Origin of the sequence: Paraburkholderia fynbosensis, assembly GCF_902859935.1 — a bacterium.
Taxonomy (GTDB): Bacteria; Pseudomonadota; Gammaproteobacteria; order Burkholderiales; family Burkholderiaceae; genus Paraburkholderia; species Paraburkholderia fynbosensis.
Window position 1 is genome coordinate 87,646 of record NZ_CADIKI010000027.1, and the last position, 19,343, is coordinate 106,988.

Below are 19,343 nucleotides of genomic sequence, written 5' to 3' on the forward strand. Positions count from 1 at the left end.
CCGCGCTCAGGCGCCGCTCAATCTCCAGTCGATTGCTGACGCGTCAGCGCCCGTATTTCATCCAGCAGTTTGCCGGTCTCCGACTCGGTGGTCAGATAGCTGACCGAGGCACGCGCGATCTGTTTAAGTCCTCTCGACTCCATATCCAGCGGCGTGTAGGGGACTCCATTGCTTCCGATCACGACACCGCGAGCCGCGAGACGACGCTGCACCGATACGGCGTCCAGCCCCGCCACGTTGAACGACACGAGGCCGGATCGTTCGACGCCTTGATCCAGCACCGTCACCCCCGCAATAGCGGCCAGTTGCCTACGTAACGTCTGCGCGATGCCGTCGATTCGTGGGCGGATATTGCCGATTCCGATCTCAATCGCTTCCTGCAACGCATTGGCGAGCCCACAGTGCAGCGCCAGCGACGCTTCCGACAATTCGAACCGCGCAGCGTCGTTGCGCAAGACGGGTTCGCCGTTCGCATCCAGCGGCGCGCAGTGCGTGTCGACGAACGCGGGCGTCAGCCGGGATAGAAAATCCTGCCTGATATACAAGAGGCCCGTGCCTCTTGAACCACGCAGTGCCTTACGGCCCGCACCGCTCAGCACATCGCAACCCACCTCGACTACGTCGACAGGAAATTGCCCCACGGCCTGCGCGGCGTCGATGAAGTATGGGATGCCGTGACGGCGCGCTACCCGCCCGATCGCCGCGGCCGGATTGATAAGCCCGCCGTTCGCCGGCATCCACGTCAGCGCAATCAGACGCACGCGATCGTCGAGCATCGCCTCCAGCGCGTCGGGATTCACCGTGCCGTCAGCATCGGACGGAATGGCTTCGATCGTCGCACCGGCGCGTTGCGCCGCCAGCCGCATGACAGCCAGATTGCCGCCCCATTCGTGACGCCCGACCAGGATGCGCTCGCCCAATCGCCACGGGCCTAGTGCGGCGAATGCGGCACCCCAGCCGTGTGAATTGCCGTTGGTCAAGGCAATCTCGGCCGGCTGTGCATTGAGCAGCTGTGCGGCAAGTGCTCGCGCGCGTTCGGTCTGCTGGCGTCCAGCTACGCCAGCTTCCATCGGCCCAATCGTGGCCTCGCGCCACAGATGCGCATGGATCGCTTCGAGCGTGGCCGACGACGGCAACGATGCGCCGGCGTGATTGAAATGCGTCGTGCTTCGTGTTCCGGGCGTGCGGGCACGCAACGCGTCCACGGCGGCGGGCGAGAGGGGCGAAGACATGTTTTGCTCCAATGACTCGAATCGGGTTCAGGCTTGCGTGAGAGAAACGACGGCTTCCACTTCAACGGCCAACCCGGAAGGCGGCAATGGCCGTTGGGAACGCATCAGGCTGGCAAGTTACGCGAGAGAAGTTCGCTATGCTACGCCTTGATATGGGGAGGCGCTGATTTCAGGCAATGTTTTCACGTGCTGTCCCAACACATCGCGCCTCCCATTAGCCGCCTATTCCATCCCGACTGACGACGTGCTCCCCCGAATTCTCAGCGCGGCATGAACGAATAAAAGAATAAGTATCTGCTGTAAAGATTCTTCCGATATTGCCGTTATTCGAATGCGTCATCGGAGAACTCCGGACGCGACCTGCCCAACTCTACCGGCAGGCAGAAAATTAAGCGACTGTACGAGTGAACGATCGATCTTGAGGCAGTCGATGTCAAAGCGCTTCAGATACGCAAGGGATGAATAACCCGTCCCGAAGCCATCAATCGAGATCTGAATCCCCGCATCACGGAGCAATTTCCCGTTCAATTCGGCGTCCAGCAACAAGCCCTTGGTTATTTCAATGGCTGCGCTCATTCCCGGCATCCCCTCCCGCATGAGGCACGCGGACCATTGAATACACACCTGTCGTTGCACTCCGGCGCTGAAGATTCCGGTTACGGCGCAGAACATACAACTGCTTATAATTCCGCTGTGAAGCCCGGTTGCCGCCCTCGATGAGACAGCTTCCGAAGGATGAACCCGGCGACCAGAGCAGAGATCATGGAGCCCCTGCGTCATATGAGAGTTGATCATGGCACGTAGCGAACCAAAGAATCAGTCGCGGTATTGGTGGGATCGTCACACACCGGGCCTAAGCCTGATGTGCGCGGATTTCACCACCCAACAGTATGCCCCGCATACACACGAGGGTCTGGTGATAGCGGTCACCGAAACAGGCGGTGCCGTGATCAAGAGCCGTGGCGTCGTCGAAGAGGCGCGCTCGTCTACCTTGTTCGTTTTCAATCCGGTCGAGGCGCATGCCGGCTGGATGGGTTGCAGCGAGCGCTGGCGTTATCGGTCCTTCTATCTCACGGAGTCGGCGCTCAATGCGGTCGCGCACGGCCTCGGGATCGAGGACGTGCCGTATTTCACGAGCAATCTGTTCGGCGAGGCCGATCTCATCGACGGCTTTCTTGCGCTGCATCGGGCGCTCGAGGACGGCCGCGATCTTTTCCGTGAGCGGGAACTACTGTTCTCGACGTTCGGACGTTTGTATCAGCGGCACGGCAGCGGCGGTGGACGTATCGAGCCGGCGCCGCACGACCAGGCGTTGGTCCGGATCGTGACCGAGCTGATCCATGACCGGCACACCGAGAACCTGCTGCTGGAGGATCTGAGCGGCGCCGTCGGCCTCACGCCCTTCCAGCTCATCGGATTGTTCAACCGCTGTGTTGGTCTGCCTCCGCACAAATACCTGACCCAGGTGCGTTTGAGCCGGGCATGCCACCATCTGCGTCGCGGAATGCCCATAGCCGATGTGGCGGCGGCGACCGGATTCTACGACCAGAGCGCACTCGCCAGGCACTTCAAGCGCTGTTATGGAATGACGCCGTTGCAATTTGTCCAGGCCGCCAACAGGACAGCGCACTAGCCCCAATAACCGCCGCAATTTTTGCCAATACGCGCGCGGCGCACCTCCCGATACTTCCACCATCTGTTACCCGTATTGGAGGCAAGCATGCCAGCACGCGCGTTCTATCACGCGAATCCTGAGACCCTCACACTCGAAACCCAGGTGATCGACGCCAGGCCTGGGCGCGTGGTTCTCGCCGAGTCCCCCTTCTATCCCGGCGGCGGCGGCCAGTTGGCCGACAGCGGCACGCTCCATCACAACGGCGGAGAAATCGCCGTGACGGGATTCGATATGGTTGACAGCAGGCTCTGGATGCGCCTCGCCGATCCCGCCGCCGAACTCGCCGGGACGGTCGAGGCCGTGGTCGATCCGGCATTCCGGCAGATGATGCGGGAACTCCACACGGGTACCCACGTGCTCAATGCGTTGATCTTTCAGGCTTTCAATGGCGCGCTCGTCACCGGCGTACAGATGAATGACGACGGCACGGCGCGGATGGATTTCGACGTGCCCGAGGCCGACAACGATCGCGTGCGAGCGCTGGAGGGGCCGATCAACGACGTCATCCGACAGAATCTCCCTGTGCGGGACATCTACCTGCCGATCGCCGCGGCGCGCGAGGAGCAGGGGCTGATTCGTTCCAGGTCGGTGGCACCGCCGCCGACCGACGATGGCCAGATTCGTATCGTCGAGATCGTTGGGCTGGACCGTCAGGCATGCGGCGGAACTCACCTGTCGGAAACCGGGGCATCTCGCGCGATCCGTATTCTGAAAATCGACAACAAAGGTCGCCACAACCGGCGTGTGCGCATTGGCCTTGCGAATGCGTAATTACACAGATAAGCGCAGAACGAGCCGCCGACACGCCGTCAAATAACGCCTTCCGCTTTTCCGGGAAGGAGCCGCACGGCCAGAAAGTCGATCAGTGTGCGGACGCGACGCGGCACTGAGCGACCTCCCGCCCATACCAGATGAACGGGTACGGGCTCCGGTTCGAACGAGTCGAGCACCGTCACCACTTGCCCTGCATCGAGAAGTTTCTGCACCTGGAAGATCGGTGCCCGACCTATGCCGGCTCCGGCTGCGGCCGCTGCATTGCAGGCTAGCGCGCTCGTAGACCGGAAGCGTCCTGCGACTTCGATTGCGCCACCTGCGTGGTTGAACGTCCATGTCTCGCGCAGCGGATGCTGGCGCAGCATACAGTCGTGAAGAGCAAGCTCGGACGGATGAGCCGGGTAGCCATGCGAGGCGAAATATTCCGGTGTGCCAAACACGACGCGTCGCAATGTACCCACCTGCTTCGCGCGCAGGGTCGAGTCCGGAAGTTGGCCCAAACGGACAGCGAGATCGATGTCGGTTTTGGTAAGGTCGAGATGCTGCTCGGCGAGCACGAGTTCCACCCTGACGTTTTCGTGAATCGATAGAAACTCGGCAACGAGCGGCGAAACGAAATCAGCGCCGAATGCCGTCGGCGCTGCGATGCGAATACTGCCGCGCAACTGGGTTGCGTGATCGACGAGTTCGTCACGTGCCGCGTCGATTTCTACGAGCGCGGGTCGTATGCGTGCGGCGAACTTCAGGCATGCCGCAGTAGGCTGTACGCGGCGCGTCGTCCGGTGGAACAGGGTCGCGTTCAGATCACGTTCGAGCGCCGCAATGGCGCGGCTCACCGACTGCAGCGTTCGGCCTAGCGATCGCGCGGCGGCCGTCAAACTTCCCTCGTCAAGGATAGCCAGCAGTACTTCATATTCGTCCCTGTTCATGACCGTCATTCTCTCGTTTTCTGGAAGAATCTTTGCCGGCTCGCGCGCCTATGCGTGGTTTGGTCGCCGTCGTACATTCTAGCCGTGCAGACACCTGCTTGGTTCCTACGGAGACGACTAATGATCCAACGAAACGAGAATGAAATGCCCATGAGCTACAGCGACCGATTCAGCCTCGCCGATGCACGCCGCGTCGCGCATGCGGCCGAAGAGGCGGCAACACGTCATGGTTGGCCCATGGTGATCGCAGTGGTGGACAGCGGTGGACACCTGGTGCTTCAGCAACGACTTGATGGAGCGCAACTCGGCAGTATCCAGGTGGCGAGACAGAAGGCCGAAACGGCCGTGCTGTTCCGGCGTCCCACGCGCCTTTTCGAGGACGCAATTGCGCAAGGAGGACTCCACCTGCGCCTGCTCGGTATGAATAACCTCGTGCCGCTCGATGGAGGGATTCCGCTGATTCGCGACGCAGCGGTGGTCGGCGCGATAGGTGTGTCGGGCATGCGCTCCGATCAGGACGCGCTGGTCGCCCAGGCCGGCGCTGATCAGTTCATGGCAAAGGAGGCATGAGAAAGGCGCCGGTCTCGGGGGCCAGCGTGGCGAGACAGCCCGATTCGCGACATTACCCCCTTCCTCGTCAACCCATTCCTTTCGCCGCAGCGGCCACTTGCATCGCCCACAACATTTCGACGATTCCCGGGTATTCTTCAGTGAACGGCAGGGCTACGTCCAGTTCTTCTGTTTTTCCACTGCGCAGTTCAGGGAACCCAAAGGAGGAAGCATGAATATAACCAGGGCGAGCAGAATCATCGGCGCAATGTTGACTGCGGCCAGCGCGTGTTGCGCCATCTATGCGAACGCGCAAACAACCATGAGCGCGCCGCCGGACCCGGCTTTCCAACGCGTGGCGACCTCGACGTCGCCGCCTGGAACCAGGCCGGATACGTCGGTGATTCGTGACGTTCGTCGCGCCCTCAGGCGCGTACCGGACATGGACGACTCCGGAATTCACATCAGGGCGCGCCTGGGCGTCGTTACGCTCACGGGAGAGGTACCGGAGAGCTGGCAGATCTCGCGCGCGGGCAACGCGGCAAGGTCTGTGCTCGGCGTCAGGTCGGTGACGAACAGATTGAAGGTGCGAGAGGAAGACAGCGCGCGTTGAGCCACCTCTCGCGGCACCGCTCGGACCATCAATCCCGCCCCCTCGCCCGGTGCGCCGCTTCCTGCACGCCCCGTACAGCCGCCGCCACGATCAGGCCGGTGAACACCATGCCGAGCAGCCCCAGCAATATTGCGTCGATCCGGCCGACCGTCGACGTAGGCACTACGTCGCCGTATCCGATGGTCAGCGCCGTGATCGCGCAGAAGTACAGGGTTTCCCCAAACGGCGAAGGCGTTCGCTTCACCGTCTCCACGGGATCTCCCATGAAATACATGGCGAGCGCCAGTAGCAGGAACAGCAACAAAATACCGGCGAGAATCGAACGCAGGTACCACAGCGTTCTGCCGGATTCCCGCAAGATCTCACGTGCCTGCACGCGCAGGACCGCGTCGCTCGTCGTATTTCCCATTGCAAGCTACCTCCTTGACTGTGCCCTGACGGACGCCAATGTCGGCGACGGGCAGAGACACGGACGCGCGCAGCGTCGTCACGCGCGGCGGCGTTGCTCGAAAATCAGCAACATCAGACACGCGTAGACCGTGACGGCCACGAAGAGCCCCATACGGACCGCGAACGCCGTGTAGACGTCCTTGCCCGCCGCACTATCCTGCACCGATTGGCCCAGCAGAATGATCATGGTGACCAGGCTGTTCAGCCAGAAGCCCGGTGAATAACGCGTCGGGCTGACGCGATAGAGCTTGCGTCCCACCAGCAGCCCGAACAGCAGCATCCACAGATAGAACATCCACAGGCCCGCGAAGAGCCTGAGCGCAAACCAGAACACGATCGCGAGCAAGCCGCCGAGCAGCGTGGAGCCGATGAGATCGCGCGCTGCGCTGCGAGCCGTCGTGGTGCAGCTTTGTCGACCGAGACTGACGGACTTCATGATGATCGGCATGTAGCTCGCGGGATCGGTGATGGCGAGCAGATAGGCCGGCATGACCACGAGCGCGGCGCGCAGCGCGATGCGTACCGCCTGCCCGTCGGGCATGGCCTGAGCGGCAGGCCGCGGCCCCGCGCTTGCGGGCTCGGGAAACAGCATGTGCGTCAATGCGGCCACCAGCACGGCGAGCACCAGGCCCTTCACCAGTGCGCCAACGACCGTCACCGCCAACGACAAGTCGGCAGTTCCCGCAGCGGAGACCATCGTCAGCCCGGCCACCAGAAAAGTAGAGACCAGGTTATTCCCGCCGCGCAATCCATAGCGAAACGCAAGGAAGAGCATCAGGCCCACAAGCATTACGCCGGCGAACGCGTAATGCCGCAGCAACGGAACAAGAAGCAGCCCGCTGCCCGTCGTCAAAGCGACGACCAGCGCGAGCGCGACGCCCGCCTTGAAGGACAGTGGCCGGTTTTGCGTCGCGAGAAGGAAGACCGCGAATACCGGCGCGATGACCGGGATCGACAGGTCCAGCGCGAAGCTGATCGTCAGGCACAGTGCCGTGCCTGTAGCGATGCGTAGCGTACGTCGCCCGAGAAGCTGAAGCCTGTGTTCCATGGATGCAGTGGCTCGTCGTTCAGTAAAGGTAGGAGACCCAACTCATCACGCGCAGAAACACGCGACCCAGGGGATTGAGCGGATTGCCCGGATCTGGAAACGCCATCACCTCCGCCTGCCCGCCGACGCGAACGTTGCGTAGGCGCGCCTTCTCACCCGGTTCGAACTCGACGATCACCGGAAAGCGTTGCGCGGGGCGCAGCCAGTCGCGGCTGTTCTGTACCGTGGGCAGACTGCCGGGCGGCGTGCCCTGCCCCACGCTCACGCCATATCCGATACTGCGAATCCGCCCCTCGAAAACCTCGCCCGGCAGCGCGTCCAGCGCAATCGCCACGGGCGTGCCAGGCTGCAGATGACCCAGATTGTTTTCGGTCAGATCCGCACTGACCCATACGTCGCGGATGGCAATCAGCGTCATGACCGGGCTGCCTGCCGCCACGAACTGGCCGACTTCCGTGCGCAGATCCGTGATGACGCCACCGGAGCGCGCCGTGACGCGGGTGTTGGCAAGATCGAGCTCGGCCTTTTTCAGCGCCGCGCCAGCGCTGCGCAACTGTGCGTTGTTTGCTTCCTGACCACCCTGCTGCTCGCGAGCCCGCTCCACTTCGGCGCGCGCTGCCGCGACCTGGCTTTGGGCCTGCTCGTGAGTCGCTCGCGCCACTTCGAGGCGCCGCAGCGAGACGGTGCCCTCGTCATCGCGATACAGCCTTTCGAGGCGCTCGCTATCTTGCCGTGCCTTGATTTCATTCGCGACGGCCGCGCGCAACGAGGCTAGCGCCGAATCGATCCCGGCCGTGCTCGCGCCGACCTGCCGGCGCGTCGATTCGAAGTCGGCCTGCGCGCGATCGACGGCGATCCGGTATTGCTCGTTATCGACCTCGAAGAGCACGTCGCCTGCTTTGACTTCCTGGTTGTTATGCACGAGAACACGCGTCACTCGCCCCGATGCTTCCGCAGCGACGGAGACGATGTAGGCTTGAATGCGCGCCTGTTGCGTATAAGGGGTAAAGCGATCGGCAAGCAGATACCAGATCAGGCTGACCACGATCAAGCAAACGACCCACTTCACCGCCTTGCCCGACGGGTCAGAGGCAGGCGGTGGGGACGGCGGGCTCAGCGGAGTGCCTGCGGCGGGTTCTGGCTTGTCGCTCATCGTGACGAACCCCCGGATGGGCTGGCGGTGGCGGATGGCGTATTCGTTTCGTTCAGCAAGTCGCCCCAGTCGGTGCGCTGCTGCATCTGCTGACGCGTGGCGGAATCGACTAGCGGCTGTTCCGAGTACCAGCCGCCTCCGAGCGCCTTGTAGAGCGCAATCAGACTGCCCACCGCGTTGCCGCGGTTGACGATGTACGCGTCCTGCTGCGCGAACAATGCACGCTGCGCGTCGAGAACGCGCTGAAAATCCGAGTAGCCTTCCCGATAGATCGTATTGGCGAGCTTGAGCGAGCGCTGCGCGGCCCGTTGTGCGTCGTCCAGGATCGTGTCCCGCTGCCACGCGGCGATGATTGTCGTGGCGGCGTCGTCAGCCTCGCGCGCCGCTTCGCGCACGGTGTTCTGGTAAGCGACGGTCAGTTCCTGCAGCCGGGCGTCCTGCACGCGCACGTTGTTGCTTATCTTGCCGTGGTCGAACAAATTCCACGTGACGCTCGGACCACCGATCAGGGCCAGCGTGCTCGGCGAACCGTTAAGGGAACCCGCGCTCCAGACGAGGGAGCCAAGCAGCGACACCGACGGGTAAAAATCGGCCTGCGCCACGCCGATAAGCGCGGACTGCGCGGCCATCTGCAATTCGGCCGCGCGCACATCCGGACGGCGCAGCAGAAGATCTGCGGGGACGTCCTGCAGCACGGCGCGATCCACGAGTGGCAGCACTTCCGCTTTGTCCGGCTGCACATTCAGTTCCGGCAACGGGCCAGGCGGGCGGCCGAGCAGCACGGATAGCGCATGATGCGCGAGCACCGTCTGGCTCTCGAAATCGGGGATGCTGCTCAGCGTGCCGAGATACTGCGTCTTCGCCTGCTGCAGATCGAGTTCATCCGTCTCACCGCTTTTGAAAAGCTTTAGCGCAATCTCGTAGCTGCGTTTTTGCAACTGGGCGTTCTCGCGCGCAATGCGCAGGCGCGCCTCGGCCCTGCGCAGCGTGAAATACGTATCGGCGACCTGCGCGTGCAGCAGGACCAATGCGTCATCGCGATTGGCTTGCGCCGCGAAAAACGAAGCGTTGGCCGATTCGATCGCGCGGCTGAAGCGCCCCCAGAAGTCCAGCTCCCAGCCGACGCTAAAGCCCAGGCCGTACTGCCAGTAGCCGCCCGAGTGTGGATTGACTCCATCCGAGCGTTTGCGCGTCGAATACAGGACGTCGGCATTGGCCTGCTGCACCTGCGGATAGCGGCCCGCGACCGCGATGCCCAGTTGGGCGCGCGCCTCGAGCACGCGCAGACCGGCAATCTTCACATCGCCGTTGTTTGCATCGGCCTGGGCGATCAGACTTTCGAGGTTCTGGTCCGCGAATATCCGCCACCATTGCCGAATGTCAGGCTGGGCCGCCTGCTGGGTGGCCTGCTCGATTGACGTGCTGCTCCAGTGCTCTGTCCAGCTCTCGTGCTGCGGGTGAAAATCCGGTCCGACTCGTATGCACGCGCTCAGGCAGCCCGTGGCGAGAAGCGGCCAGTAGAGGCGCGCGTGAACTGCCGCGGCGGACACGGATCGCCTCCGCGAGCATCAGGCGTGATGCCCTTCTTTTAACCGCGCCGGCTTCGCCGGGTCTTTTACCCATCGCCAGAACAGCTGATAGCCCACCGCGAGCATGACGGGCCCGATGAACAGGCCGATGACACCGCCCGTCACCATCCCCCCGAGCGCGCCGATCAGCACCACGGGCATGGGTACGGCGACGCCACGGCCTAGCAGCAATGGCTTGAGCACATTATCCGCAAGTCCCGCGACGAACACATAGACCGAGAAGATGATCGTCACGGTGCTCACGCCTTGCGTAACGATCACGAAGGCAATCACGGGCACCGTGATCAGCGTGGCGGGCAACTGCATGATGCCGATCAGCAGCACCGCCAGCGCAAGCAGGCCTGCACCGGGAATACCCATGAGGACGAACGCGACGCCGATGAGCAGCATCTGGATGAACGCGATCCCGACCACGCCTTGAGCGACCGCGCGAATCGTGGCCGTACAAAGTTCGGTAATTTGCGGGCCGTTCTCAGGACCGGAGATGCGCGAAGCAATTTGCACCGCACTGTTGTGGCCTTTTTCGCCATGCGCCATCAAGATGCCGGCAACGATCAGAGCAACGAAAAACACCAGCAGTCCCGCGCCCAGCCCTGTTACCGTTCCGAGCACAGCGAGACCGGCCTCCTTGAGTTGCGGAGCGAACTTTCGCGCCAGCCCTGTGAGGTCGATCGAGGCCTGCTGCCAGAAGTCGTAGACACGCTGCCCAACGATCGGCCAGCCGGCCACCGATGCATCTGGCGGTGGAATGTTAAAGCTGCCGCTCCTGAAGATGGCCATGCCATGTTCGATCGAATTGGCCACCGCGACGCCCAGCAGATACGTCGGCACGAGGATGATGCCAAACGCGGCGAGGATGATCAGCGTGGCGATCAAGCCATCCTTGTTGGCGAGCGTACGCCGGAGTCTGACCTGAAGCGGATAGAGCGTAATCGCGAGGATCAATGCCCATACCATGAGATTCAGGAACGGGACGAAGATCCGGAAACAGAAAATGGCCAGAACGGCAACCAGTCCTGCGCGAATCAGTACGTCGAGCAATTCTCTGGACTGCACCCGTTCGGTAATCGGTGTGAGCATCATCATTTGTCTCCCGCAGGTGATCTCGAGAATGCGCTGGCGACCATCCAGGGCCCGTTCATCACCATGGCAGTCGGGACGGAACCATGCCGCCGCGCAGTCATGCAGTGCAGTTCAGTGCCAGCATCCGACGTCGAGCTTGCTGATCTTCGCGCCTTCAAAGCTAAGGTTGGCCATCAGGCCCAAGTTCGTCAAAACGAAACCGACGATCGGCAACGAACTCGTGCCGGCTGGGGAATTACCTGAACCCAGACAAGAAGCGGTAGCGGTTTCTCCGCATGCATCCTCTCTGGATTCTCTGCTTCAACGGGTTCGGACGAGTCAATCAACGTCGTGATGGGAAGCCATTCAGCTCTGGGAGATTGGGCCAGGTGGGCTCAACAGGTGGCCGATGTCAAACCGGTACGAATGGGCCATATACCGCAACAGGCCTGTCGACATCGACATGGCGATCGCCGTACAGAATTACGTCGGATCAAGCATAGGCCTGAGACAGGTCGCTAGATATTGGACCTTGGTCGTATGTCGCAGCGAGAAGTATCGATTGACCGGTGCTTCACTAGCGTCAATCCCTGTCTCTTCGTCATCCATTGCGGAATGGCGAAACGGGCCGCCTGGCGCACTGTCACGCGCCGCTCACGGCCCCACATCCTCGCATGGCTCTATCGCCGCATAACCGCCAATAGTGAACGTCGCCGCTTCTTCGAAAAATGTTAATAGCCGTCAGTTCGTGGCATGCGTATGCGCGGCACATCAGCTCTCGACACGTACGCTCACTGCTGGTGGTTCGTCTTGCCGAACGCGATCGAGGCCTCGGCGTTGCGAAAAAACACGGCCGGCAACGCGGCGGCTGCGAGCAGTGCGGCCATGACATATGCGGGTAGTCTGGACGAGCCCGAAGCCTGCAGGATCAGGCCCAGAGCAGACGGACCAAAAAGACCACCGAAGTCGCCACAAAGAAGGATGACGGCGATCCCCTGACCCGCCACCACGGAGCCAACTGCCTGGCACGTTGCTCCAGCAATACGAAAGGCGCGGTTCGCCGCCTTGCCAGGCAACGGTAACTTCAGGGGTGCGATGCGACTCCAGCAGCTGGCGGATACAGGTCTCCAGCGTTGCCTGAGCCATCCGGTGTTTTTCGTTGGGATACAGCGCCTCCTTCGACAGGAAAAAGCAATACTTGCAGTCGAACTCTGTCATTCAGTTATCTTCATGAGCCACTAAGATGACGGGTTGATTTCGGCCTTGCCGGCATGCCCGCGACACCCCTTTTCCAGCCCATAGTTTGACACTCCGATGTCCATAACCGTCAGTTTCCCCGCCGAAGTGCGCGATTGGATCGCTCAGAACCTCACACGCGGCGTTGCTCCACAAGCGATTGTTCGCGAGTTGGTCGATCGAAAGAACGCGATCGAACTCGCGACGGCGATGGTCAATGCGGTCTCTTCGTCTTTTCTGTACGGCACACCGTTGCCGGGCGCGACGCTCGAAATAGGCGGTGCGCCGGTCACCTACGAACCGGAGGCGCTGCGCGTGCCGGACGGACCGACGATCCGGCTCGGCGAGCGCCAGGTGCGAGTCGTTTCGCGTATGCAGCGGCCCGCTGCGGTACTGCTCGACGATTTTCTGAGCGCGAACGAATGCGAGCAGTTGATCGCGCTCGCGCGACCGCGTCTGAACCATTCGACCGTGGTCGATCCCGTCACCGGTCGTGATGTCGTGGCGGGCCACCGCAGTAGCGACGGAATGTTTTTTCGTCTCGGCGAGACCCCGCTGATCACGCGCCTGGAAGCGAGGATCGCCGAACTCACGGGCCTGTCTGTCGAGAACGGCGAGGGTCTGCAACTGCTGCATTACGAAGCCGGCGCCGAATCGACACCGCACGTCGATTACCTGATCCCGGCCAACCCGGCGAATCAGGAGTCGATCGCGCGCAGCGGACAGCGCGTGGGCACGCTGCTGATGTATCTGAACGATGTGCAAGCCGGCGGCGAAACCGTGTTCCCGCAACTCGGGTGGTCGGTGGTGCCGCGCCGCGGCCAGGCGCTCTATTTCGAATACGGCAACCGCTTCGGGCTCTGCGACCCGAGTTCCCTGCATACGAGCACGCCTTTGCACACCGGCGAGAAGTGGGTGGCCACCAAATGGATTCGCACACGCCGCTTCGTGCCGCGCGATCAGGCGTAACGGTCGGTCTGCGAGGCGGCTGTGCACGCGCCCCGCAGACTGGGTTTCAACGCTGGAAGACCTCGTCGGCGACCCAGCCGTTCGATGTCAAGTGCACGCCTTCGCGTAACTGCATCGTGCCCGCGCCTTCGATCACACGCTTGATCATCGGGAATACGCGCTGTACGTCGGCATTTTGAGCCCATGCCGCCGGCTCGATCTTGTACGTATAGATCACCGAAGTCGCGGTCTTGCCGTCTACCTGCGTCGGCCGTTCCCAACCCACTACCTTGTCGAGCTTGAGCGTCGCCGCGCAGAAATCGGCCGGGTGCGTGACGCGCGAGTTGGCGGTCGCGACGACCTCCGGAATCTGCAGATAGTATTTCTTGCCTTCATCCGTCAACTGATACTGGCGCGCGTTCGCCGTGATCTTCTTGCCGGTGCCGTCGGTGCGTTCGACCACCACGTCTTTGCCGGCGACGAGGTTGAGTTTCTCGAGTACCGGCATCTGTACCGCGTCGCGCGTACCGGCGGCCTGGTCGTCCGTCGTCGCGTAGATTGGCCAGTCGTATTTGGCGAGGCACAGGTGGCCGCGCTGGCCGAGGAAATCGTTGATGGCGCTGGTGAAGTTTTCCTGGCTGACGTCCTGACTTTTGTCATGGCAGCCGGCGAACAGGGATAGTGCGATCAAGGAGAGCGCGCTGCAGGTGAAGCGGGCAAAAGTGAAACGTCGCGTCATGGTGTTAGTTGCTCGAGTTGAGTTGCCAGGGTACGAATAAAACGGGACGCGCGGCCTGCCCCAAAGGATAGACCGCGCGCAGCAGCCGACTTCATCAGTTCACGCAGGCGCCGCTGGTAGGCGGCGTGGCGGGTGGCTGATAGCCGTCGGTCAGCGTGTTCAGGAAGCAGACCAGGTCCGCGATGTTCTGCTGCGTCAGCTGCGGCGTCGAGTGAACCGCACGCGGCTTGGCACCGTCGGCCGCGGTCGTGCCGCCGGCGTCGGTCTGCCCTTGGCCCATCGGCAGTTCTTCGTCGATGTTGCCCTGGTAGGCCACGGGGAGATCGTTGAAGGCCTGGGCGGTCGCGCCCGACGCAGCCGTCGGGAACAGCGCGAAGGACGGGTTCTGCGTCATCTGGCTGGTGTCGCCGCCGGTGCTCGGATACCAGTACTCCGGATTCGTGTCGCGCGTGTTGTAGAAATTCAGCACCTGCACGAGCGAGTGGAACACACCGTTGTGGAAGAACACGCTGCGTGTCGCGACGTTGCGCAGCGTCGGCACCTTGAAGCGGCCGCAATACGGATCGGGGACATTCACGCCGGTGAACGAATCCGGGCCGGCGCCGCTGCTGGGCGTGCCGGGTGTGTGGATGTTGTTCAGCGGGCCGCACAAGCCCATGTCGTAATACGACGTGTCGTTGTTGCTCGGGATCGGATCGGGGTTGTCCGAGATCTGCTTGTCGTTGCGCGGCGCGCCGATCGCCTGATACGTGAAGTCGGTCATGAGCGCGACCGAGCCGTTGAAGTTCGCGCCGGCATAGTGGCACGCAACGCATCCCGCACCGTGATCGGTGTCGTTGAACAGCTGCAGGCCGCGCATTTCCGCCGCCGTCAGCGTACCGCCCACCTTGTTGGACAGATACAGGTCGAACTTGCTCGCGTAGGGCTGGAAGCTCGGATCTTCCTGCTGGTACGCCTGCAATGCGAGACCGACGTCGGTGAAGGTGGCGTTCGCGTCGGACAACACGTTCGCGCCGAATGCCTGCTGGAACAGCGCCGCGTATGACGCGTCCTTCACGGTCTGCACGACGGCGGCCGGTGACGCGTTGTTCATTTCGAGCGGATTGAGCAGCGGCAGGGCCGTCTGCGTGGCGAGCGTCGTCGCGCGGCCGTCCAGCATGAAGCCGCCGCCTGGTGCGTTCTGCGTGATGCCGTCGGGGTTGTCGGCGACGTCGTTGTAGGGCGGCGTCATCGATTTGTAGCGCAGCGAAGGCACCGCGCGCTGGCCTTCCAGCGATGGATCGGAGCCGAGCTGCACGGACAGGCTGTTGGGCGGCCCGTACGCATATTGAGGGCTGTGACAGCTCGCGCAGGACATGTTCTTGCCGCCGGACAGATTCTGGTCGAAGAACAATTGCTGACCGACCTGCGCCGCCGCGCTGAGCTTGACCGTGGCCGGGGGCGCCACGCTGCTGCCCGAGGTCGGCGGGTTCGAGCCGCTGCCGCTAGTGCTACTACTGCTGCTGTCGCTGCCACCGCCGCCGCAGGCCGTCAATATCAAAGAAAGCGCGCAGATCACGCCCACGGAGATTTTTCGCATATTAATTTTTTTGCCTGAGTCCGATTGCCGGGCGGTCCTGGCAGGGCCGAAGGGCCCCCTGGCAATGGGACGGACAGAACGGAAACTGCCGGGCCGCGAAAAACGCGGCCCGGCAGGGAGCAATTACGCGCTTGCCGATGCGGGAGGCGATCCATTGCCTCCGAACTGCGCACTTACTTGGCGAGGGCCCACACGTTGGCCTGGGTTGCGTCCGGACCAGCTTTACGCGAAGCCAGCGACGTGCTCGTCACGTCAACCGGGTTCAGCTTCTGCGTGTAGGTTGCAGGCGTGATGTAGGCGTGGTTCATTGGACGCACGGAGTCAAGGTGCGTATCGGCGCTGCCCGCGAGTTCCGGCAGGTTCAGGATGTTGCTCGCGATGAACGACTCCGTGTACTTCGCGCGAGCGAGGTACGTTTGCGGCTGAGCCGGGTCGGCGATCTGGAACATGTCCTGCAACGTGCGCACTAGCGAGAAGTGGCTGTACTCGTCGCTGTCGACAACGTTCGCGTTAGCCTGGTTCGTCGCCACCCCGAAGATCGAGTTGCCGTGACCGTGGTTGCCGGCGTTGTACAGCGTCGTCGTCGTCGGCGTGAACTTGCCGTTGGCGAACGTCAGCGGTGCCTGGTTCACGTTCGACGTCACCGGGTTCCAGCCGCAGCACGAGGTGGAGCTGCCTTCACCTTCGTCGAACATCACGACGATCGCCACCTTGCGTTGCTTGTTGGTCCACAGCGGGGACGCCTGGATCTTGGCAACCACCTGACGCACGTAGTCGTCACTACGCTGAACGATCTGCGTGCTGCCACCCGAGCAGGACGGATCGCTGCCCGTGCCGTGCATGTCATCGCACTGGTCCGGCATGATGAAGTTCACGTTGCCCACGTCGCCGAGCGCGAGGTCGGTGCTGAACTGGTCGAAGTTGAAACCGGTCGGGACCTTGTAGGCCGTCGATTTCGCCCAGTCGGCGGCGGTGTACTGCGTGCCGAAGATGGTGCGGTTGTCGGCGTAGAACTCAGGCAGATTGCGCGTCTGCTGATAGGCCATGCCAGGGTGGTGCTTGGTCTTGTACAGCGCGCCCGGCACCGTGAAGGCCGTCCCGCTGCCGCCCGGGCCCTTGAAGGTGTCCGAGATGGCCGCGTCGGCAATACTGTCCGAGCGCGGGTCCTGGCCCGGGTTCATCGATTCGCTGTAGCTGCGCCACGTCATGCCGGCTTGCGAAAGCAGCGTGAACAGGCTCGGAGCCGACACGTTGTGGTTGGCGATCGCGCCAGGTGTCATACAGGCCACGCTCGTCACGGCCGTGAGGTGAGCCGTGTCTTGCGGGGGCAGTGCGCCGACCGCGACGAGCGGCTGGCCGTCCGAAGCGGTGCCGCCGGCAAACGGCTTGTCCGTCGGTGCGTTGGTGCCGCTCGTGCCTGCGCCGCAGCCCCACCAGTTGTCGTCCACGATACCCCAGTCGTCCGCGCCGCCGAGTGCCGTGTAGTTCGGCTCGCTCGGGTTGCCGGTCGAGTAGTAGGTCGTGAACTGGTTGTTGGCGGTCAGGAACTGGTTGATGAACGGAGCGTTCGTCGAATCGAGAATCCCCGGCGTACCCGGCGTCGGCCCCACGCTGTGGTTCTCGAGCATGATCACGAACACATTGTCGTATCGCGGAATGCCTTCGACGTTGAACGCGGCCTGCTGTGCCTGGGCGAACGTGACGGGCGCCTGCGACACGGTCGGCTTCACGACGGTTGCGGCGCTCACGCCTGTTGCGCTGACCAGCGACGGATCGCCACCCGGCACGGCGAGGTTGTCGGGGAACAGGTCGCCGCGATCGAGCTTGGTCGTCGCATACGTGTAGCGGTTCGCGAGCTGGTTCTCTTCGAACAGCACGGCCTGTTGCTCTGCGCCCGAGAGCTTGTTGACGTCGGCGAGCACGTCGGCTGCAGACACCGTCACCGACGACGCGCCGAGAGCCGGGGTGCTCATGCGCGTGGCCAGGTTGGCTTTCTCGGCCGCGTAGGTCGTGCCGTTCGCTTCGACGAGACGCTGAACTTCGCTCGACATCGGGCTGATCACGACGCTCGTCGCGCCCTGGTCGGTGATCTGCGCAGCCGAGGCGCGCAGGATCATGTGGCTCGGGACTGCTGCGCCGGTCGCCGTGTTGGTGGCCTTGGTGCTCACGTCGGCGATCAACTGGCCGGTGGCGCTGGTTTGCAGCGAGAAGTGACCGTTGCTGTCCGTCGTCGCGGTAACTTCGGAAGCGTCGCACTTGCCGTTGCCGTTTGCGTCGACGCAAACCGTGGCGCCGGCGTAGTAGCCTGCCTTGATGGTCGGATTGCCGCTCGTGTTGCCCGGCACGAAGCCAGCGGCCGCGACGACACCGGAAACCGTCGGCGTCGTAGTCGGCGGGTTGCTGGCGGTAGGCGAGTTGTCGCTATTGCCGCCGCAGGCTGCCAGTACGCAGGCTGCCGCGATCGACGTGAGAAGAGGAGTAGTACGTTTTATTGGATTGGCCGACATTGTGGGGTGTCCCTGTAGGTTGCATGTCCTGCTTCTTTTTCGCGCCTTCCATCTATGCAGGCGACAGGGGATTATCGGATCGGCGTATTTATCTTCAGTGAAGGGAAACTTTCATTACATTTACTTTCACAAAATAATTATCGACAAAGCAGATCGACATTTTTCATCAAACTGAGATCTGGATATGAGCAGGGAAAACGGTTGCAGCAACCAGCGCGACGACTCGGGAATCACCCGGCGAATCCAGAAGAACAGCAATGCCATCGTCGTGCCGAGACCGAAACCGACACGCCACGACATGTCGGCTGGCAGGTTGTTCAGCACCAGATACGACACGGCGGCCGACAACAGCGCACCGAGCGGAAAGCCCGACAGAATCAGCGAATCGGTTTTACCGCGATGCCGCTTTGGAATGAATTCGCCCAGTGAAATGCGGCCGGCACAATGATTCGATTGGACGTAGTGCGTGTAGAGAGACCAAGATGGAGTCGATGCTGGGAAATCTAGCCCTGAACGTTCAGTTCGCCCCCGCATGCTCCTTCCGTGATCCTGATGACGCAAGTCGGGGCGTTTCTGTTCTGCTCATCCTCCGTGCGAGCGCAAACCGGCGGGTGCGGTAAGCTCTGCGGCACCTATACCACCGGCGCGCTGCTTTTGTTCGGCGCGTCAGAGGGCGGCCCAGCACGCATGAAGTTTGCCGTTGATCCGACCGCGTCGTTCGCATCGGGCGCCGGCCGGCATCTCGCCGGCCACGCGCAGGCGCGATTCGTCGAGCGCGACGGTGCCCATCACTGGCCCTTCGCGGGCGATCAGCAACTGTAGAGGGACTCGATTACCTTGCGAAAATTCAACCAAATAACTTCCGCCTCCAGCCAGAGCAACGACCAGTCACCGGCAGCGTTTTATCAAGGCGGAGTGCAGATGACGACATTGCCAAACCAAGCGATGTCGACAAATCGCGCTATGCAGCGTGTGGTTGCAGCGGCAGTAGCGGATGAGAGAATCCTGGCAGTTCAACCCGCGCAACGACGCAGTAGCGCCGAGCGCCCGGTTCTAACACGGATCCCCATGTAACAGGATCGCGAAAGCCGACCCACGCGCACCTCGAACTCTCAGCTTGACGTAGCCAGTCCTGGCGAAGTTTTGCTAAGCGGCCTCAAATCTGAAGTGCAACACCTATCTCGTATAAGGTGTTGCGATGCACGAAAGAACTCAGTACCAGCAACTTCAACCTGAAGAGCGTCTGACCATTGCAAGCCT

General features: G+C 62.3%; 18 protein-coding genes and 1 pseudogene. 6 read left to right on the forward strand and 13 right to left on the reverse strand.

Annotated elements, in window-relative coordinates; all coding sequences use genetic code 11:
- Window positions 1-17: 17 nt before the first annotated feature.
- The gene (locus HV770_RS33090; protein ID WP_175165697.1) at window positions 18-1,232 is read right to left on the reverse strand and encodes an aminotransferase class V-fold PLP-dependent enzyme; all 1,215 of its coding nucleotides are present in this window, start codon (window positions 1,230-1,232) and stop codon (window positions 18-20) included.
- 384 nt (window positions 1,233-1,616) lie between these two features.
- A pseudogene (locus HV770_RS39480) lies at window positions 1,617-1,859 on the reverse strand (EAL domain-containing protein); the annotation flags it as partial.
- 166 nt (window positions 1,860-2,025) lie between these two features.
- Between HV770_RS39480 and HV770_RS33100 the strand changes: the two are divergent.
- The gene (locus HV770_RS33100) at window positions 2,026-2,865 is read left to right on the forward strand and encodes a helix-turn-helix domain-containing protein (protein WP_175165698.1); all 840 of its coding nucleotides are present in this window, start codon (window positions 2,026-2,028) and stop codon (window positions 2,863-2,865) included.
- Between the two features lie 87 nt (window positions 2,866-2,952).
- Window positions 2,953-3,678: an alanyl-tRNA editing protein gene (locus HV770_RS33105; protein WP_175165699.1), complete on the forward strand. Its 726-nt coding sequence runs from the start codon at window positions 2,953-2,955 to the stop codon at window positions 3,676-3,678.
- Between the two features lie 38 nt (window positions 3,679-3,716).
- Here HV770_RS33105 and HV770_RS33110 read toward each other — a convergent pair whose 3' ends face one another.
- A complete protein-coding gene (locus HV770_RS33110; RefSeq protein ID WP_175165700.1) occupies window positions 3,717-4,610 on the reverse strand; it encodes a LysR family transcriptional regulator in 894 nt (297 codons plus the stop codon).
- A gap of 150 nt (window positions 4,611-4,760) precedes the next feature.
- Here HV770_RS33110 and HV770_RS33115 point away from each other — a divergent pair, with 150 nt between their 5' ends.
- Together HV770_RS33115 and HV770_RS33120 are read left to right on the forward strand one after the other, a co-directional pair.
- The gene (locus HV770_RS33115; RefSeq protein WP_343048379.1) at window positions 4,761-5,180 is read left to right on the forward strand and encodes a GlcG/HbpS family heme-binding protein; all 420 of its coding nucleotides are present in this window, start codon (window positions 4,761-4,763) and stop codon (window positions 5,178-5,180) included.
- Between the two features lie 211 nt (window positions 5,181-5,391).
- The gene (locus HV770_RS33120) at window positions 5,392-5,772 is read left to right on the forward strand and encodes a BON domain-containing protein (protein ID WP_175165701.1); all 381 of its coding nucleotides are present in this window, start codon (window positions 5,392-5,394) and stop codon (window positions 5,770-5,772) included.
- A gap of 28 nt (window positions 5,773-5,800) precedes the next feature.
- Here HV770_RS33120 and HV770_RS33125 read toward each other — a convergent pair whose 3' ends face one another.
- The 6 genes from HV770_RS33125 to HV770_RS33150 form a co-directional block, all read right to left on the reverse strand.
- Window positions 5,801-6,181: a potassium channel family protein gene (locus HV770_RS33125; RefSeq protein WP_175165702.1), complete on the reverse strand. Its 381-nt coding sequence runs from the start codon at window positions 6,179-6,181 to the stop codon at window positions 5,801-5,803.
- Between the two features lie 78 nt (window positions 6,182-6,259).
- On the reverse strand, window positions 6,260-7,270 hold the full coding sequence (locus tag HV770_RS33130) for a DUF2955 domain-containing protein (RefSeq protein ID WP_175165703.1): 1,011 nt from the start codon (window positions 7,268-7,270) through the stop codon (window positions 6,260-6,262).
- Window positions 7,271-7,289: 19 nt separating this feature from the next.
- The gene (locus HV770_RS33135) at window positions 7,290-8,423 is read right to left on the reverse strand and encodes an HlyD family secretion protein (RefSeq protein ID WP_175165704.1); all 1,134 of its coding nucleotides are present in this window, start codon (window positions 8,421-8,423) and stop codon (window positions 7,290-7,292) included.
- Entirely contained in the window at window positions 8,420-9,973 is a 1,554-nt protein-coding gene (locus HV770_RS33140; RefSeq protein ID WP_175165705.1) for a TolC family protein, read from the reverse strand. Before HV770_RS33140 ends, HV770_RS33135 begins: the two co-directional genes overlap by 4 nt.
- A gap of 18 nt (window positions 9,974-9,991) precedes the next feature.
- A complete protein-coding gene (locus HV770_RS33145) occupies window positions 9,992-11,095 on the reverse strand; it encodes an AI-2E family transporter (protein ID WP_175165719.1) in 1,104 nt (367 codons plus the stop codon).
- 770 nt (window positions 11,096-11,865) lie between these two features.
- Window positions 11,866-12,150, reverse strand: a complete 285-nt coding sequence (locus HV770_RS33150; protein WP_175165706.1) for a hypothetical protein — start codon at window positions 12,148-12,150, stop codon at window positions 11,866-11,868.
- A 238-nt stretch (window positions 12,151-12,388) separates the two neighbouring features.
- Between HV770_RS33150 and HV770_RS33155 the strand changes: the two genes are divergently transcribed.
- On the forward strand, window positions 12,389-13,279 hold the full coding sequence (locus HV770_RS33155) for a 2OG-Fe(II) oxygenase (protein ID WP_175165707.1): 891 nt from the start codon (window positions 12,389-12,391) through the stop codon (window positions 13,277-13,279).
- Window positions 13,280-13,325: 46 nt separating this feature from the next.
- Here the strand turns inward: HV770_RS33155 and HV770_RS33160 are convergent, their stop codons facing one another.
- The 4 genes from HV770_RS33160 to HV770_RS39075 all read right to left on the reverse strand — a co-directional run bounded on the left by HV770_RS33160 (window position 13,326) and on the right by HV770_RS39075 (window position 18,617).
- The gene (locus HV770_RS33160; RefSeq protein ID WP_175165708.1) at window positions 13,326-13,997 is read right to left on the reverse strand and encodes a hypothetical protein; all 672 of its coding nucleotides are present in this window, start codon (window positions 13,995-13,997) and stop codon (window positions 13,326-13,328) included.
- A 94-nt stretch (window positions 13,998-14,091) separates the two neighbouring features.
- Window positions 14,092-15,576 (reverse strand): cytochrome-c peroxidase, encoded by a 1,485-nt coding sequence (locus HV770_RS33165; protein ID WP_175165709.1) that lies wholly within the window; start codon window positions 15,574-15,576, stop codon window positions 14,092-14,094.
- Window positions 15,577-15,749: 173 nt separating this feature from the next.
- Entirely contained in the window at window positions 15,750-18,083 is a 2,334-nt protein-coding gene (locus tag HV770_RS33170; RefSeq protein ID WP_175165710.1) for an alkaline phosphatase family protein, read from the reverse strand.
- Between the two features lie 126 nt (window positions 18,084-18,209).
- Window positions 18,210-18,617, reverse strand: a complete 408-nt coding sequence (locus HV770_RS39075; RefSeq protein ID WP_246291423.1) for an MFS transporter — start codon at window positions 18,615-18,617, stop codon at window positions 18,210-18,212.
- A 9-nt stretch (window positions 18,618-18,626) separates the two neighbouring features.
- On the opposite strand from HV770_RS39075, the gene HV770_RS33180 reads away from it, so the two are divergent.
- On the forward strand, window positions 18,627-18,905 hold the full coding sequence (locus HV770_RS33180) for a hypothetical protein (protein WP_175165630.1): 279 nt from the start codon (window positions 18,627-18,629) through the stop codon (window positions 18,903-18,905).
- Window positions 18,906-19,343 lie beyond the last annotated feature (438 nt).

Excerpts from the sequence above, each read along its gene's own strand:
- HV770_RS33090 (WP_175165697.1), bottom strand. The coding sequence starts at position 1,232 with ATGTCTTCGCCCCTCTCGCCCGCCGCCGTGGACGCGTTGCGTGCCCGC.
- HV770_RS33100 (WP_175165698.1), top strand. The coding sequence starts at position 2,026 with ATGGCACGTAGCGAACCAAAGAATCAGTCGCGGTATTGGTGGGATCGT.
- HV770_RS33105 (WP_175165699.1), top strand. The coding sequence starts at position 2,953 with ATGCCAGCACGCGCGTTCTATCACGCGAATCCTGAGACCCTCACACTC.
- HV770_RS33110 (WP_175165700.1), bottom strand. The coding sequence starts at position 4,610 with ATGAACAGGGACGAATATGAAGTACTGCTGGCTATCCTTGACGAGGGA.
- HV770_RS33115 (WP_343048379.1), top strand. The coding sequence starts at position 4,761 with ATGAGCTACAGCGACCGATTCAGCCTCGCCGATGCACGCCGCGTCGCG.
- HV770_RS33120 (WP_175165701.1), top strand. The coding sequence starts at position 5,392 with ATGAATATAACCAGGGCGAGCAGAATCATCGGCGCAATGTTGACTGCG.
- HV770_RS33125 (WP_175165702.1), bottom strand. The coding sequence starts at position 6,181 with ATGGGAAATACGACGAGCGACGCGGTCCTGCGCGTGCAGGCACGTGAG.
- HV770_RS33130 (WP_175165703.1), bottom strand. The coding sequence starts at position 7,270 with ATGGAACACAGGCTTCAGCTTCTCGGGCGACGTACGCTACGCATCGCT.
- HV770_RS33135 (WP_175165704.1), bottom strand. The coding sequence starts at position 8,423 with ATGAGCGACAAGCCAGAACCCGCCGCAGGCACTCCGCTGAGCCCGCCG.
- HV770_RS33145 (WP_175165719.1), bottom strand. The coding sequence starts at position 11,095 with ATGATGCTCACACCGATTACCGAACGGGTGCAGTCCAGAGAATTGCTC.
- HV770_RS33155 (WP_175165707.1), top strand. The coding sequence starts at position 12,389 with ATGTCCATAACCGTCAGTTTCCCCGCCGAAGTGCGCGATTGGATCGCT.
- HV770_RS33160 (WP_175165708.1), bottom strand. The coding sequence starts at position 13,997 with ATGACGCGACGTTTCACTTTTGCCCGCTTCACCTGCAGCGCGCTCTCC.
- HV770_RS33165 (WP_175165709.1), bottom strand. The coding sequence starts at position 15,576 with ATGCGAAAAATCTCCGTGGGCGTGATCTGCGCGCTTTCTTTGATATTG.
- HV770_RS33170 (WP_175165710.1), bottom strand. The coding sequence starts at position 18,083 with ATGTCGGCCAATCCAATAAAACGTACTACTCCTCTTCTCACGTCGATC.
- HV770_RS39075 (WP_246291423.1), bottom strand. The coding sequence starts at position 18,617 with ATGCGGGGGCGAACTGAACGTTCAGGGCTAGATTTCCCAGCATCGACT.